Genomic DNA, 14,256 nt, shown 5'->3' on the forward strand with positions numbered 1-14,256 from the left:
CCAGCACCCCGCATGAGGAGGTCCCCGTACGCATCGCGTACGGGGACCTCCTCATGCGGGGTGCCTAGTCCTGCTTCTTACGGCGTGTACCGAAGACGATCTCGTCCCAGCTCGGTACGGCCGCCCGCCGGCCGGGACGGACCCCGTCCGCCTCCGCCTGACGGTCCGTCGTACCGGTGAGACGGTCGCGGTGCCCAGCCACGGCTCGCGGCATGAGCACATCGGCGTACGCCGAACCGGCCCCGGCGGAGGCCGCCGGGGCGGCGGGCTCCTCCTCGGACTCCTGCGCGGACGACGGCTCGTCCCTCGGCGGCTCCGGCGGCGGCGCGGGCCGCTCCGGCACCACCATGTCGCCGCGGAAGCTCGGCACGGCCTCCAGCAGGCTGGTCAGCGAGTCGCGGTCGCCGGCGGTGATCTCCTCGGGCTCGGCGGCCGAGGGCGCCGCAGGAGCGGACGGCCGCTCCAACTGGCGCTCCAGCTGGCGGTCGAGGGCGCGGTCGAGCGGCCGGTCGAGCGTGCGGTCCAATGGCCGGTCGCGCGGCAGCCTGGCTATCCGCGGGACGAACGGGAAGCTTGGCTCCGGCGAGGCAGCCATCGCCGAGTCGTCGGCCTCGCCGATCAGCGCGCGCGCCTCGCCGTCCACGGCCTGGACGAGGCGTCGCGGCGGGTCGTACGTCCAGCTCGCGGAGTGGGGCTCGCCCGCGACGCGGTAGACGAGGAGGACTTCCCATGTGCCGTCGTCGCGCCGCCAGGAGTCCCACAGGACGGTCTCCTTGTCGGCGCCGCGCAGCAGCAGTCGCTCCTGCACCGCCTCGCCGAGCTGGGGTCCGGTGTTCTCGCCGGGGCGGCGGACGGGGGTCTTCCTGGCGCGCTCGGCCATGAACGCGCGCTCGGCGAGCACGGGGCCCTCGAAGCGGCGGACCCGGTCGACGGGGATGCCGGCCTGCTGGGCGACTTCCTCGGCGGAGGCGCCCGCACGTATCCGTGCCTGGATGTCGCGAGGGCGAAGGTGGCTCTCGACCTCGATCTCGATCTGGCCGAGCCGGGCGCGGTCGTTGCGTACCGCGGCACGCAGCCGCTCATCGATCGGAAGTGTGTACTCCGTGCTGTCAGCAGCCTTCAGCACCAGTCGTGTGCCGTCATTGGAGACGGCCACGACACGCAGTTCGGGCATGGGGACCTCCCGGGTGGTGCCTGCCGACGTCACGTGCGTCGCTGCTTCCGCTAGTCGAGTGTGGCCTGCCCGGGTGCAGCCTGCCACAACCTTGCCGAGTTGCCCGGCGTGTCGGGCATCAGCCCTGGACCGCCGTTATGGCACGGTTACCTATTGCGACGCAAAGTGACCGACTCGTCACTCTGTGCAGCAGGCGCCCGTGCGGAACCGTGGCGCCGCCGGATCGAGTGCCGCTTTTCGGCCCCCTACCGTAGGTCCCGGACGCCCAAGCGGGAGACCGGCCCCAGGGCTCGCCACAGTACTCCATTCGGGCCACCGGGGTGGACCGGCGCGCCACCGAAGTTCTTCCGGGGTGCGGGAGTTGAACGAATCGATTCATCTTTTGGTGGGACCGTCCTGCGACCTATGGGTGTCTTGCTTCACAGAATCACCGGAAACGGAACTATTCGCTTCGCCCAAATGTCCTTGTCTGATGCAAGGTGCAACAGATGGGCAAGCAGAGGCTGGGCATGGGCGGTAAGCCGGAAACCGACATAGACGAGCAGAAAAAGACGCGGCTCGACCTGAGCGTGCCGCAGGTGGCGGGAAGCGCCCTGGCGGCGGTCGCGGCGGCGGTGCTGGCGTCGACCCTCGGGGTGTACGGGACGATGATCGGCGCCGGGGTGGTGAGCGTCGTGGCGACCTGTGGCGGCACGATCTTCCAGCACCTGTTCCGGCGTACCGGCGAGCAGATCCGCGAGGTCACGGTCCAGGTGAAGCCGAAGGGCCGTCAGGTCCCGGTCCGTGATCCGCGCGATCCGCATGATCCACAGGCGTGCGACGACGCGACACGGGTGATGCGCACCGTGGGCGTGCCCAGCGACATCGCGGGCGCGCCGGACCGTACGCAGCTGCTGTGGAAGGCGGACCTGCCGGACGAGACCGCGGAGGAGTTCACCGACGGGACCACGCACGGCACGCGCGTCCGGGGCTGGAAGCGCTCCGTGATCGCGGCGGTCGTCGTCTTCGTGGTGGCCATGGGTGGGATCACGGCGTACGAACTGGTCTCGGGCGGCGATCTGAGCGGCGGCAGGGGCACGACGTTCTCGAACGTCGTGCAGGGCGGGGAGCAGAAGAAGGACCCGCCGTCCGAGGCGCCGTCGGACACCCCCGGCACGGGTTCGCCCAGTCCCGGCAGCGGCTCGGACGACGAACCGGCGCCGGAGAAGGACCCGGGCACCGCAACCGGCGACACCGGCTCCCCGCCCGACCCGTCCACGTCCTCGCCGGACACCGGCGGCGATCCGTCGAAGCCCGTCACACCGACACCCACCCCCACCCCGACACCGTCCGGCTCCACCGGCGAGGACACGGACGACTCGGACAAGGGCACCGGCAGCACCGCGGGCAGCGGCAGCGAAGGCGGAGCCGGCAACGGCAGCGAGCAGGACGCGCCGAACGGCGCCACGCCCACCCCGTGAGGACCCGTGGTGCGGACCGCTCGCCCCACGAGCGGTCCGCGCGGGTCAGTCGCCAAGCACCCGCCGCAGATAGTCGTTGGCGAAGAGCCGCTGCGGGTCCAGCCGGTCGCGCAGGGCCGTGAACTCGCCGAAGCGCGGGTAGACCCCGGCCAGGTACTCGGCGTCGCGGGTGTGCACCTTGCCCCAGTGCGGCCGGCCGCCGTGCGCGATCATGATCCGCTCCACCGCGGTGAAGTACACCCGGTGCGGGGTGCCCTTGTACAGATGCACCGCGATGTACGCCGTCTCCCGGCCGACCGCCGTGGAGAGCGTCACGTCGTCCGCCGGGGCGGTCCGTACCTCCACCGGGAAACCGACGCGCAGCGGCGAGCGCTCGATCATCGCCTTGACCTCGCGCAGCGCCGTGACCGCGGCCTCCCGGGGGAGCGCGTACTCCATCTCCATGAAGCGCACGCGGCGCGGGCTGGTGAACACCTTGTACGGGATGTCCGTGTACGTGCGGGCGGACAGGGCCCGGCTGGAGAGCCGGGCCACCGCGGGCACCACGGGCGGCACGGCCCGGCCGAGCGAACAGGCCACCTGGAAGAGGCCGTTGGAGAGCAGCTCGTCCTCGACCCAGCCGCTGACCCTGCCGGGCGGGGCCGCCGGGCCCGCGCTGCGGTTGTTGCGCTTGGTGTTGCAGTTCCCGGTGTGCGGGAACCAGTAGAACTCGAAGTGCTCGTTCTCGGCGACGTGCTCGTCGAACTCGGCGGTGACCCGGTCGAAGGCCATCGGCTCCTCGCGGGCGGTCAGCAGGAACACCGGCTCCACCGCGAAGGTGATCGCCGTGACCACGCCCAGCGCGCCGAGCCCGAGCCTGGCTGCCGCGAAGACCTCCGGGTTCTCCTTCTCCGAGCAGACCAGCAGCGAGCCGTCCGCGGTGACCAGCTCCAGGGCGCGGATCTGCGCGGCGGTCGACGCCGAGTCGCGGCCGGTGCCGTGCGTGCCGGTGCTGGTCGCGCCGGCGACCGTCTGCTCCATGATGTCGCCCATGTTCGTGAGCGACATGCCCTCCCGGGCCAGGGCCACGTTCAGGCGCTTGAGCGGGGTGCCCGCCTCCACCGTCACGGTTCCGCCCGCGCGGTCGATGTCGCGAATGCCGGTCAGCAGGTCGGGGCGTATGAGTACACCGTCGGTCGCGGCGACCGCGGTGAAGGAGTGGCCGGTGCCGACTGCCTTGACCTTCAGCCCGTCCTCGGCGGCTCTGCGGACCACCTCGGCGAGCTCGTCGACCGAAGCCGGGGTCACTTCCCGTACTGGGCGGGAGGTGACATTCCCCGCCCAGTTACGCCACGTGCTCGCTGTCCTGGATGTGGTGGCCATCTGCCCCATGCCCTCCCCGAGTCGGTACCGGCCTGTGGAGCCGGCGGTAACCGAGCACCGCCACCACGGCCGCGAGAGCTCCCGCCACGGCGGGCACCGCGTACCCCGCTTCCGCCCCTGCCGCGTCGACCACCCAGCCGGCGGCCGAGGAACCGAGAGCGATTCCGACGGCGAGCCCGGTACTGGTCCAGGTCATGCCCTCGGTCAGCTTGGAGCGCGGTACGTGCTGCTCGACTAGGGCCATGGTGGTCACCATCGTCGGTGCGACGGAAAGGCCCGCGACAAAGAGCGCCACGGCCAGAAAGGGAAGGTTCCCGGCCAGTTGGAGGGGGATCATACTCACGGCCATCGCGCAGACACCCACCAGCCACCTCGTGGAGGCCGCGCCCTTGAGGTGCAGCAGACCGAAAAGGGCTCCGGCGAGACACGAGCCGAGCGCGTAGACCGCGAGGACGAGACTGGCCGCCGCCTTGTGGCCCTCTTCCTCGGCGAAGGCCACCGTGACGACGTCGACCGCCCCGAAGATCGCGCCGGTCGCCAGGAAGGTGGCCACCAGTACCTGGAGCCCGGGGGAGCGCAGCGCCGAGCCGCTCGTGTGCTGCTCACGCGGGTGCGGGACGGGCTCGGTCGCGCGCTGCGAGGTCAGCCAGAACACGCCGGTCACCAGGAACAGGGCGGCGATCAGCGGGCCCGCCTCGGGGAACCAGGCCGTCGAGAGACCGATGGAGATGATCGGGCCGACGATGAAGCAGAGTTCGTCGACGATCGACTCCCACGAGTACGCCGTGTGCAGCCGGCGCGGCGACCCGCGGTAGATCTCGGCCCAGCGGGCCCTGACCATCGAGCCCACGCTCGGTACACAGCCGGCGCCCGCCGCGAAGACGAACAGGGTCCAGTCGGGCAGCCCCTGCTGGGCGCAGATCAGCAGGCCCCCGACCGCCGCGACCGCGACCAGGGTGACCGGGCGCAGCACCCGCCTTTGCCCGTACCTGTCGACGTACCGGGAGATCCGCGGTCCGACCACGGCCACCGACATCGCGAGGGTGGCCGCCAGTGCGCCCGCCAGCCCGTACCTGCCGGTGAGCTGCGAGATCATGGTCACGACGCCGATGCTCATCATGGATATCGGCATCCGGCCGAAGAGTCCGGCCACGGAGAAACCGAGGGCGCCGGGGGCGGCGAAAATCGCGCGGTAGGGACTGGGCAAGAGGCGCTCCGGCAAGGCATGGAGATCGGTGTCACAGCCTACGACCGCGAACCGGTGCGCCGCGCCGTGACCGGTGTCGGGTTCGGGTCCGTCAGACGCGGGTGGCAGGATCGGTCACATGCCCGATCAGCCTGACGCAGCCCCTTACGACGCCCTGTTGCTGCTCTCCTTCGGCGGCCCCGAAGGCCCGGACGACGTGGTCCCGTTCCTGGAGAACGTCACCCGCGGCCGGGGCATCCCCAAGGAGAGGCTCAAGGAGGTGGGGCAGCACTACTTCCTTTTCGGCGGGGTCAGCCCGATCAACGAGCAGAACCGCGCCCTGCTCGACACCCTCCGCAAGGACTTCGCCGAGCACGGTATGGACGGCCCGGACGGGGTGCCGATCTACTGGGGCAACCGCAACTGGGCGCCCTACCTGACCGACACCCTGCGCGAGATGGCCGCCGACGGCCACCGCCGCATCGCCGTTCTCGCCACGAGCGCGTACGCCTCGTACTCCGGCTGCCGTCAGTACCGGGAGAACCTCGCAGACGCCCTCGCGACGCTGGCCGGGGAGGGTCTGGAGCTGCCGCGCGTCGACAAGTTGCGGCACTACTTCAACCACCCGGGATTCGTACGGCCGATGGTCGACGGGGTCCTGAAGTCCCTGGCCGAGCTGGACGAGGGGGTACGGGCGGGGGCGCACCTCGCTTTCACGACGCACTCCATCCCGGTCGCGGCCGCCGACACCTCGGGCCCGGCGGAGGGGCACGGCGACGGTGGCGCCTACGTCGCGCAGCACCTGGACATCGCCCGGCTCATCGCCGACACGGTCCGCGAGCAGACGGGCACCGAGCACCCCTGGCAGCTCGTCTACCAGTCGCGCAGCGGCGCCCCGCACATCCCGTGGCTGGAGCCCGACATCTGCGACCACATCGAGGATCTGCACGCCGCGGGCGCGCCCGCCGTCGTCATGGTGCCCATCGGCTTCGTCTCGGACCACATGGAGGTCCTGTACGACCTGGACACCGAGGCCACCGCGAAGGCGGCCGAACTGGGCCTGCCCGTCGCCAGATCAGCGACCGTCGGCTCCGACCCGCGCTTCGCGGCGGCCGTCCGCGATCTGCTGCTGGAGCGCGCGGCGGCCGAGCGGGGGCGCGCGGTGGAGCGCTGCGTGCTGGGGACGCTCGGCGCGAGCCACGACGTCTGTCCCGTCGGCTGCTGCCCGGCCAGGGCCCCCAGACCCGCCGCCGCGGGCGTCGACAGCCCGTACGTGTAGGACTGACCGCCCGTACCCGCGGGCCGCAGCCCGTAGGCGCAAGCAGACCCCGCAGGCGCCTGTCCGCACTCCGAGGAGAGCCGTGACCGACCCCCTCCTGCCCGAGCTGCTCGCACTCGCCCTGGAGGCCGCACGCCGGGCCGGGGCGCTGCTGCGTGACGGCCGCCCCGCCGATCTGGGCGTGGCCGCGACCAAGTCGAGCCCCATCGACGTCGTCACCGAGATGGACATCGCCGCCGAGAAGCTGATCACCGGCTTCCTCGCCGAACACCGGCCCGACGACGGGGTCCTGGGGGAGGAGGGCTCGGCCACCGAGGGCAGCAGCGGGATCCGCTGGGTCATCGACCCGCTCGACGGCACGGTCAACTACCTGTACGGGCTGCCGACCTGGGCCGTGTCCATCGCGGCCGAGCGGGACGGCGAGACGGTGGTGGGGGTCGTCGAGGCGCCGATGCGTCGCGAGACGTACCGGGCGGTGCTCGGCGGCGGTGCGTTCGCCAACGACGTCCCCCTGCGGTGCCGGCCCGCGCCGCCGCTCGACGAGGCGCTGGTCTCGACGGGCTTCAACTACGTCGCCACGGTCCGCACGCACCAGGCCGATGTCGCCCGGCGGCTGATTCCCCGGCTGCGGGACATCCGGCGCGGCGGGTCCGCGGCGATCGACCTGAGCGACGTCGCGGCGGGGCGGCTGGACGGCTACTACGAGCGGGGGCTCAGCCCGTGGGACTTCGCTGCGGGGGATCTGATCGCCCGGGAGGCGGGGGCGTCGACCGGAGGCCGGCCGGGACAGGCCCCTTCGGGTGAACTGACGATCGCGGCCTCGCCCGGGGTCTTCGAGCCGCTCCAGGCGCTGCTTGAGGACTTCGGGGCCTGGCACGACTAGGGCGGGGCGCCTGCGGCGGGCTGTGCCCTGCCCGCCCCTCCCCGCAAGCGGGGCTCCGCCCCCGGGTCCGCACACGCCGGACGGGCCGGAAGCGCGAAAGGACCCCGCACCTTCACACCGGTGCGGGGTCCTTCGTCGCGTCAGGCTGTCGCGGCGCCGACGTGCACGCCGTGCTCCGCCGCGAGGCGGTGCAGATCGTCCAGCTCAGCCTGCTCGACCTCCGCCAGGAAGTCGTCGCCGGCCTCGCGAGCCAGCGTGAGGTCCGATTCCGTGGCCTCTATGCGCTGCAGAAGGCCTGCGGTGAAAGCGTCCATGGGTGCGCCCCCTCGTCATGGGTCGGTGGCACGGGGGTGTGCCGAGGGTGATGGATCACATGCGCCCTCCGCCACTCCCTCTGGGGGACAGAGCGGGTTGTGGCGTGCCACGCACAGGGCGTGATCGCGGGGTGTGCAGTCGTCCTCCCCACGGGTGGGCTCAGGAAAACCTCAAGCGGCCGGGAATCGTGCGCGGACCCGCCCGGGTCCACCGGGGCCGGGCGCACTCCGTCCCGGCCTCCTGCCTTACCGCCGGTTTATGACCGAAAGGGGCAGGATGGCAGCGCACAGCCAATGGCACAGACCTGCCCCGCAAGGGGCTCAGAGGAAGGACAGCGACGTGCGCGTACTCGTCGTCGAGGACGAGCAACTGCTCGCCGATGCGGTGGCCACCGGACTTCGCCGGGAGGCTATGGCCGTCGACGTCGTGTACGACGGGGCGGCCGCCCTGGAACGTATCGGGGTCAACGACTACGACGTCGTCGTACTCGACCGGGACCTCCCGCTCGTGCACGGCGACGACGTCTGCCGGAAGATCGTCGAGCTGGGCATGCCCACCCGCGTCCTGATGCTCACCGCCTCCGGTGACGTCAGCGACCGCGTGGAGGGTCTGGAGATCGGCGCGGACGACTACCTGCCCAAGCCCTTCGCCTTCAGCGAGCTGACCGCGCGGGTACGGGCCCTGGGGCGTCGCACGACCGTCGCGCTGCCGCCCGTCCTGGAGCGCTCCGGCATCAAGCTCGACCCCAACCGCCGCGAGATCCACCGCGACGGCCATGAGATCCAGCTGGCGCCGAAGGAATTCGCGGTCCTCGAAGTGCTGATGCGCAGCGAGGGCGCCGTCGTCTCCGCCGAGCAGCTGCTCGAGAAGGCCTGGGACGAGAACACCGACCCGTTCACCAACGTCGTGCGCGTCACGGTGATGACGCTGCGACGCAAGCTCGGTGAGCCGCCCGTCATCGTCACCGTGCCCGGCTCCGGCTACCGGATCTGACGCCCGATGGCCGCGAGCCCGGCGCCTCCGGCAGCGCCGCCGAAACCGACCTGGGACCCCAGGGGGCAGAACCCCGCCTTCCCCTGGGTGCGCCCGACCATCCGGATACGGCTCACGCTGCTTTACGGCGGCATGTTCCTGATCGCCGGCATCCTGCTCCTCTCGATCATCTATCTGCTGGCCGCCCAGGCCCTCGCGGTGGGCAGCGACCTGCCCTTCAAGATCGTGAGCGGTCAGGTCAAGAGCACGGTGTGCGCCCTGCCCGACAGCGCGACGCCCGACCAGTTCAACGCCGCCATGAACGCCTGCGTCAACGACCAGCGCCAGCACGCGCTCGACCAGTTGCTCACGCGCTCGCTGCTGGCCCTCCTGGGGCTCAGCATCATCGCTTTCGCCTTCGGGTACGCGATGGCGGGCCGCGTCCTGTCGCCGCTGGGCAGGATCACCCGTACCGCCCGCAGGGTCGCGGGTACCGACCTGTCCCGCCGCATCGAGCTCGACGGCCCCGACGACGAGCTCAAGGAGCTCTCCGACACCTTCGACGAGATGCTCGACCGCCTGGAGCGGGCGTTCACCGCCCAGCAGCGGTTCGTCGGGAACGCCTCGCACGAACTGCGTACGCCGCTCGCCATCAACCGGACCCTGCTGGAGGTCCACCTCTCCGACCCGGGGGCGCCCGCGGAGCTCAAGCAGCTCGGCAAGACGCTCCTGGCCACCAACGAGCGCAGTGAGCAGCTCGTGGAGGGCCTGCTGCTGCTCGCCCGCAGCGAGAACCAGATCGTCGAGCGCAAGCCCGTGGATCTCGCCGAGGTCGCTTCGCGCGCCATCGACCAGGCACGCGGCGAGGCGGAGACCAAGGGCGTGGAGCTCCGTGGGGAGCGTGCGCCCGCAGTCGTCCAGGGCAACGGCGTCCTGCTGGAGCGGATCGCCCTGAACCTCGTACAGAACGCCGTGCGCTACAACGTCCCCGGGGAGGGCTGGGTCGAGGTGACCACCGAGATCGAGCACGGCCAGGCACTCCTGGTCGTATCGAACACGGGTCCAGTGGTTCCCGCGTACGAGATCGACAACCTCTTCGAGCCATTCACACGCCTGCGTACGGAGCGGACCGGCAGCGACAAGGGCGTGGGCCTCGGCCTGTCCATCGCGCGCAGCGTCGCGAGGGCCCACGGAGGCCGTATCATCGCGGAGCCTCGCGAGGGCGGCGGCCTCGTCATGCGTGTCACCCTTCCGGTCTGAGACGTTCGCGAGGCTGTTTCCTGTTCGCTTTGCGCGGAATTTCCGGGACTCGATCCCGGACGATTCGTGTGTGATCGATCACAGGGGCAAATTTCAGGCCATCCACTCTCCGTGATCACGAAATCCTGGGAAAACCCGGAAAAGTCCGGGTTTCCTAGGGGTGAGATCACGGGAAGTACACGGGGTGGCGCCCGTGAAGTGCGACATTCGGACCGTGTACGGTCCCGATCGCCATCCAAACCGATCACTCGGCACGAGCTCGGTTGGGTGTCGATTGAGTAACAGACCTTGATGTGAGGCAAAATCTCCGCCTCAGGTCGGGCACAAGTCCGGCCTCTCACGCGTTACGGCGCTGAGACACCGCAACCACCCAGAGGGGGAGAGCTGACATGGCAACGGATTACGACACCCCACGCAAGACCGATGACGACGTCGACCAGGACAGCCTTGAAGAGCTCAAGGCTCGTCGGAGCGACAAGACCGCATCGGCCGTTGACGTGGATGAATTCGAGGCGGCGGAAGGGCTTGAACTGCCCGGCGCCGACCTCTCCAACGAAGAGCTCGCCGTACGGGTCCTGCCCAAGCAGGCCGACGAGTTCACCTGCATGAGCTGTTTCCTCGTGCACCACCGCAGCCAGCTGGCCAGGGAGAAGAACGGCCAGCCGATCTGCCGCGACTGCGACTAGGTCGGGTCGGCCGTGGCAGGCGCGACACCGTCCTGGAAGAAGCGCTTCCGGCGGAAGGATTCACCGGAGGCGCCGAACGGCGTGAGCGCGGCCGTCGGCGCACGTGACGACGAGCGGGGCCTGCCGGCCTCGCTCGAAGAAGCGGAAGGGCCCTCAGCGCGGGCCCGGCGCCTGGCGGCGGTCAGGCAGGGCGTACGGAAGGGTGGCGAGAGCGCGAAGGCCGGGATCGGCCATCTCGCCGACCGGCTCATCGAGCTGGCGCCGCGTGTTCCCGTACGCGACCTGGCGACGCTGCGGAAGCACTTTCCGGGCCTCGGTCCGGAGCAGCTCGCCGACAAGCTGGTGGCCGGTGCGGCCAACGGCACCTCCACGGTGGGCGCGGGTGTCGGAGTGGCCGCGATGCTGCCCGTGCCGCCCGCGATGCCGGCCGAGCTGGCCGCCGAGATCACCGGCGTCGCCGCGATCGAGCTGAAGCTCATCGCGGAGCTGCACGAGGTCTACGGGATACGCCCGCAGGGCGGTCTCATGGACCGCAGCACCGCGTATCTGAACTCCTGGTCCCAGGAGCGGGGTATCGACGTGACCAAGCCGGCCACGTTCAACGCGGCCATGGGCGGCCAGATGAAGCGCCAGCTGCGCCAGCAGATCATGAAGCGCATGGTCCGCAACCTGCCGAACCTGATGCCTTTCATGGTGGGTGCGGCCGTCGGCGCCGTGATGAACCGGCGCGACACCAGAAGGCTCGCCGACCGGATCCGCGAGGACCTGCGCAGAACCCAGATCCCCTGGGACGCCCTGCGCGAGCTGCCCCCGATGGAGCAGCCCGTCATCGAGCCGCAGCCCGGCCGCAAGGAGCTGGAGGGCTAGGCCGTGAGCGCCGCTGCCAGGGCCTCGGGGTCGCGCGTCGAGAGGTACAGATACGGCGTCGGGTCCTGCGGGTCGGTGACCTCGATGCGCAGCGCCGTCGGGATGTAGCTGCGCAGCAGCATGTGGGCGCGCGTATCGGCCTTGTGCGACCGCCAGGCGCGGGCCTCTTCGGGGTCGAGCACCTGAGCCTCGCCCAGCGCGGAGAGCGGGATGCGGGCGTCGCCGGCGATCAGCGCGTCCCCGACCACCCGGATGCGCGGCGAGCCGTACGAGCTCACCGCGACGGCGGCCAGTGCGCTGCCACCGATCAGACCGGCGAGCAGGGGCAGCGGGCCGAGCGGCAGCAGCATCAGTGCGAACGCCACCCCGACCAGTGCGGCGATGCCCCACCAGGAACGGGGCGCGGTCAGGCGTTCTGTGTACTGCGGGGCGGAAGGCTGCATGAATCCAAGCTTGGCACGGCGCGACCTGCCGGTAGCCGCGCGGGTAAGGTCAGCGCCTGTGAGTACTGAGAACTCCCGGGGGAAGACCCCCGGATCCCGGGCCGGATCTGCGGCGCTCAAGCCGCCGGCCGACGCCATAGCCCCGGTCAGGCATCCTGACGCCCCACCGCCCGGAGAGCTGCTCGGCGCGCACTACGAGCACTGTTTCGGCTGCGGTGACGGTCAACCGCACGGGCTGCACCTCCAGGCGCGGGCGGCGCAGGGCGTAAGCGTCACGGCCGAGTTCATGGTCAAGGCCGCCCACCAGGGCGCGCCGGGCCTGGCGCACGGCGGGGTGCTGGCCACCGCACTCGACGAGACGCTCGGCTCGCTGAACTGGCTGCTGCGGGTGATCGCGGTGACCGGCAGGCTGGAGACCGACTTCGTCCGTCCGGTGCCGGTGGACACCCTGCTGCATTTCGACGCCGAGGTGACCGCGGTGCACGGCCGCAAGATCTACTCCACGGCGACCGGCCGGATCGGCGGCCCCGACGGGCCCGTCGCGGTCCGCGCCGACGCCCTCTTCATCGAAGTCAAGGTCGACCATTTCATCGACAACGGACGCCCGGAGGAGATCCGGGCGGCGATGGCCGACCCCGACCAGGTCAGGCGCGCTCGCGCCTTCGAGGTGAACCCATGACCCGTAACCCTGTCGACGTACTGATCCGTCTCGTCGATCCCGAGGTGCCGATCCCTTCGTACGGACATCCGGGCGACGCCGGCGCCGATCTGGTCACCACCGAGGCGGTCGAACTGGCTCCGGGGGAAAGAGCGGTACTGCCCACCGGGGTGTCTGTCGCGCTCCCGGACGGGTACGCGGCCTTCGTGCACCCGCGATCCGGTCTTGCCGCCCGCTGTGGAGTCGCCCTCGTGAATGCCCCGGGGACGGTGGATGCCGGGTACCGTGGGGAAATCAAGGTGATCGTGGTGAATCTCGACCCGCGCGAAAGCGTGCGGTTCGAGCGCTTCGACCGGATTGCCCAACTGGTCGTCCAGCAGGTCGAGAAGGTGCGCTTCCATGAGGTCGCGGAGCTTCCCGGCTCGGCGCGGGCCGAGGGGGGCTTCGGGTCCACCGGTGGCCATGCCGCGGTGGACGGCTCAACGGGTGGGAATCGATACGCATCGGTCGTATCCGACCGGGAAGGACAGTGACGTGTTCGGACGTCGCAAGAAGAGCGAAGCCGCCGATGGCACGGCGGGCGAGGCCGAGCAGGTCGTCGACGGCGCCGAGACCCGTGAGGTCGCGGACGGCGAAGGCGGGACGCGCAGGGTGAACCTGCCGCCGAAGCCCCGCCCCGACGGTCCCTGGGACGTGTCGGAGGTCCACGAGCCCGGCGATGGCCGGGTGGACCTGGGCGGCATCTTCGTGCCCGGAGTGGAGGGCATGGAGCTGCGGGTCGAGGTCGCGGGTGACGCGATCGTCGCGGCGACGGTCGTGCTGAGCGACAGCGCCGTGCAGCTGCAGGCCTTCGCCGCACCCAAGAAGGAAGGCATCTGGGGTGAGGTCCGCGAGGAGATCGCCTCGGGCATCACCCAGCAGGGCGGTGTCATCGACGAGGTCGAGGGCCCGCTGGGCTGGGAGCTGCGGGCCCAGGTGCCCGTGCAGCTTCCGGACGGCACCGGCGGCGTGCAGCTGGTGCGGTTCATCGGTGTGGACGGGCCGCGCTGGTTCCTGCGCGGAGTGATCTCCGGGCAGGGTGCCGTGCAGCCCCAGGCCGCGGGTGTGCTGGAGCAGATCTTCCGGGACACCGTGGTGGTACGGGGCGAGGGCCCGATGGCGCCGCGCGACCCGATCGTCCTCAAGCTGCCCGAGGACGCCCAGATGGTGCCCGAGGGCGTACAGCAGGAGGAGCAGGAGGGGTCCCGCTTCTCCGGTGGCATGGGACAGCTGCAGCGCGGTCCCGAGATCACCGAGGTGCGCTGAGGCGCCGACTCGAAAATGCCGTGGCCGGTGGGCCGTACTCCGTTGCCGGGGGTGCGGCCCACCGGCTTTTTCCATGGATCGGCGCAGGTCGGAGCGGGTTTCGGGCGGGTTTTCGTATGAGATGTGTCAAGGGCGGGCCGATGCCCGTATGGGAGGTGTCAACGAAAGCGGGATCGGTCCCGCGGCGAGGTTTCCTCAAGAGGTCCGCACATCCAGACCTCAACTAGGAGCACACGGTGGCCGACCTGGCCTTCGTCGTCACCACGATCGCGGTCTTCGCGCTGGTGGCTCTCGTCGCCAAGGGGGTGGCAAAGCTGTGACCGCCGAGAACATCGTCGGCCTGATCGTGGCCGCCGCCCTCGTGGGATATCTGATCCTCGCCCTTGTGTACCCGGAGAGGTTCTGA

Annotated in this window: 16 protein-coding genes; 11 read left to right on the forward strand and 5 right to left on the reverse strand. The window is 70.7% G+C overall.

Translation table 11 applies throughout. The annotated features are described in order from the left end of the window. Positions 1-64: 64 nt before the first annotated feature. A complete protein-coding gene (gene sepH, locus ACLLJJ_RS32055) occupies positions 65-1,174 on the reverse strand; it encodes a septation protein SepH (RefSeq protein WP_434597609.1) in 1,110 nt (369 codons plus the stop codon). A 488-nt stretch (positions 1,175-1,662) separates the two neighbouring features. Here sepH and ACLLJJ_RS32060 point away from each other — a divergent pair, with 488 nt between their 5' ends. Further along, positions 1,663-2,634 carry a hypothetical protein gene (locus ACLLJJ_RS32060; protein ID WP_434597611.1) on the forward strand — a complete coding sequence of 324 codons (972 nt, stop codon included), beginning with the start codon at positions 1,663-1,665 and terminating at the stop codon, positions 2,632-2,634. Between the two features lie 45 nt (positions 2,635-2,679). Here the strand turns inward: ACLLJJ_RS32060 and ACLLJJ_RS32065 are convergent, their stop codons facing one another. Beyond that, entirely contained in the window at positions 2,680-3,996 is a 1,317-nt protein-coding gene (locus ACLLJJ_RS32065; protein WP_434597613.1) for a D-arabinono-1,4-lactone oxidase, read from the reverse strand. Continuing rightward, positions 3,959-5,203 carry an MFS transporter gene (locus ACLLJJ_RS32070; protein WP_434597615.1) on the reverse strand — a complete coding sequence of 415 codons (1,245 nt, stop codon included), beginning with the start codon at positions 5,201-5,203 and terminating at the stop codon, positions 3,959-3,961. Before ACLLJJ_RS32070 ends, ACLLJJ_RS32065 begins: the two co-directional genes overlap by 38 nt. Before the next feature lie 118 nt (positions 5,204-5,321). Between ACLLJJ_RS32070 and ACLLJJ_RS32075 the strand changes: the two genes are divergently transcribed. Together ACLLJJ_RS32075 and ACLLJJ_RS32080 are read left to right on the forward strand one after the other, a co-directional pair. After that, a complete protein-coding gene (locus tag ACLLJJ_RS32075; RefSeq protein ID WP_434597617.1) occupies positions 5,322-6,461 on the forward strand; it encodes a ferrochelatase in 1,140 nt (379 codons plus the stop codon). Between the two features lie 82 nt (positions 6,462-6,543). Then, complete coding sequence (locus ACLLJJ_RS32080) at positions 6,544-7,344, forward strand: inositol monophosphatase family protein (RefSeq protein WP_434597619.1); 801 nt, start codon at positions 6,544-6,546, stop codon at positions 7,342-7,344. A gap of 140 nt (positions 7,345-7,484) precedes the next feature. On the opposite strand, the gene ACLLJJ_RS32085 is transcribed toward ACLLJJ_RS32080, so the two are convergent. Further along, entirely contained in the window at positions 7,485-7,658 is a 174-nt protein-coding gene (locus ACLLJJ_RS32085; protein ID WP_434597621.1) for a hypothetical protein, read from the reverse strand. Between the two features lie 340 nt (positions 7,659-7,998). On the opposite strand from ACLLJJ_RS32085, the gene ACLLJJ_RS32090 reads away from it, so the two are divergent. From ACLLJJ_RS32090 to ACLLJJ_RS32105, 4 genes are all read left to right on the forward strand, one after another. Further along, positions 7,999-8,652: a response regulator transcription factor gene (locus ACLLJJ_RS32090; RefSeq protein WP_283518844.1), complete on the forward strand. Its 654-nt coding sequence runs from the start codon at positions 7,999-8,001 to the stop codon at positions 8,650-8,652. 6 nt (positions 8,653-8,658) lie between these two features. Beyond that, entirely contained in the window at positions 8,659-9,891 is a 1,233-nt protein-coding gene (locus ACLLJJ_RS32095; RefSeq protein ID WP_434597623.1) for a sensor histidine kinase, read from the forward strand. A gap of 389 nt (positions 9,892-10,280) precedes the next feature. Then, positions 10,281-10,577 (forward strand): DUF4193 domain-containing protein, encoded by a 297-nt coding sequence (locus ACLLJJ_RS32100; protein ID WP_214929381.1) that lies wholly within the window; start codon positions 10,281-10,283, stop codon positions 10,575-10,577. Between the two features lie 12 nt (positions 10,578-10,589). Continuing rightward, complete coding sequence (locus ACLLJJ_RS32105) at positions 10,590-11,444, forward strand: hypothetical protein (protein WP_434597626.1); 855 nt, start codon at positions 10,590-10,592, stop codon at positions 11,442-11,444. On the opposite strand, the gene ACLLJJ_RS32110 is transcribed toward ACLLJJ_RS32105, so the two are convergent. Then, entirely contained in the window at positions 11,441-11,887 is a 447-nt protein-coding gene (locus ACLLJJ_RS32110; RefSeq protein WP_434597628.1) for a DUF3093 domain-containing protein, read from the reverse strand. The genes ACLLJJ_RS32105 and ACLLJJ_RS32110 overlap by 4 nt on opposite strands. Positions 11,888-12,023: 136 nt before the next feature. Between ACLLJJ_RS32110 and ACLLJJ_RS32115 the strand changes: the two genes are divergently transcribed. The 4 genes from ACLLJJ_RS32115 (at position 12,024) to kdpF (ending at position 14,256) form a co-directional block, all read left to right on the forward strand. Beyond that, entirely contained in the window at positions 12,024-12,566 is a 543-nt protein-coding gene (locus ACLLJJ_RS32115; RefSeq protein WP_434600579.1) for a PaaI family thioesterase, read from the forward strand. Next, complete coding sequence (gene dut / locus ACLLJJ_RS32120) at positions 12,563-13,078, forward strand: dUTP diphosphatase (RefSeq protein WP_283518854.1); 516 nt, start codon at positions 12,563-12,565, stop codon at positions 13,076-13,078. The genes ACLLJJ_RS32115 and dut overlap by 4 nt, the downstream gene beginning before the upstream one ends. A gap of 1 nt (position 13,079) precedes the next feature. Beyond that, positions 13,080-13,850: a DUF3710 domain-containing protein gene (locus ACLLJJ_RS32125; RefSeq protein WP_434597630.1), complete on the forward strand. Its 771-nt coding sequence runs from the start codon at positions 13,080-13,082 to the stop codon at positions 13,848-13,850. Between the two features lie 316 nt (positions 13,851-14,166). Beyond that, positions 14,167-14,256: a K(+)-transporting ATPase subunit F gene (kdpF, locus tag ACLLJJ_RS32130; RefSeq protein WP_434597632.1), complete on the forward strand. Its 90-nt coding sequence runs from the start codon at positions 14,167-14,169 to the stop codon at positions 14,254-14,256.

This window comes from Streptomyces sp. A5-4 (genome assembly GCF_051131715.1).
Lineage (GTDB): Bacteria > Actinomycetota > Actinomycetes > Streptomycetales > Streptomycetaceae > Streptomyces.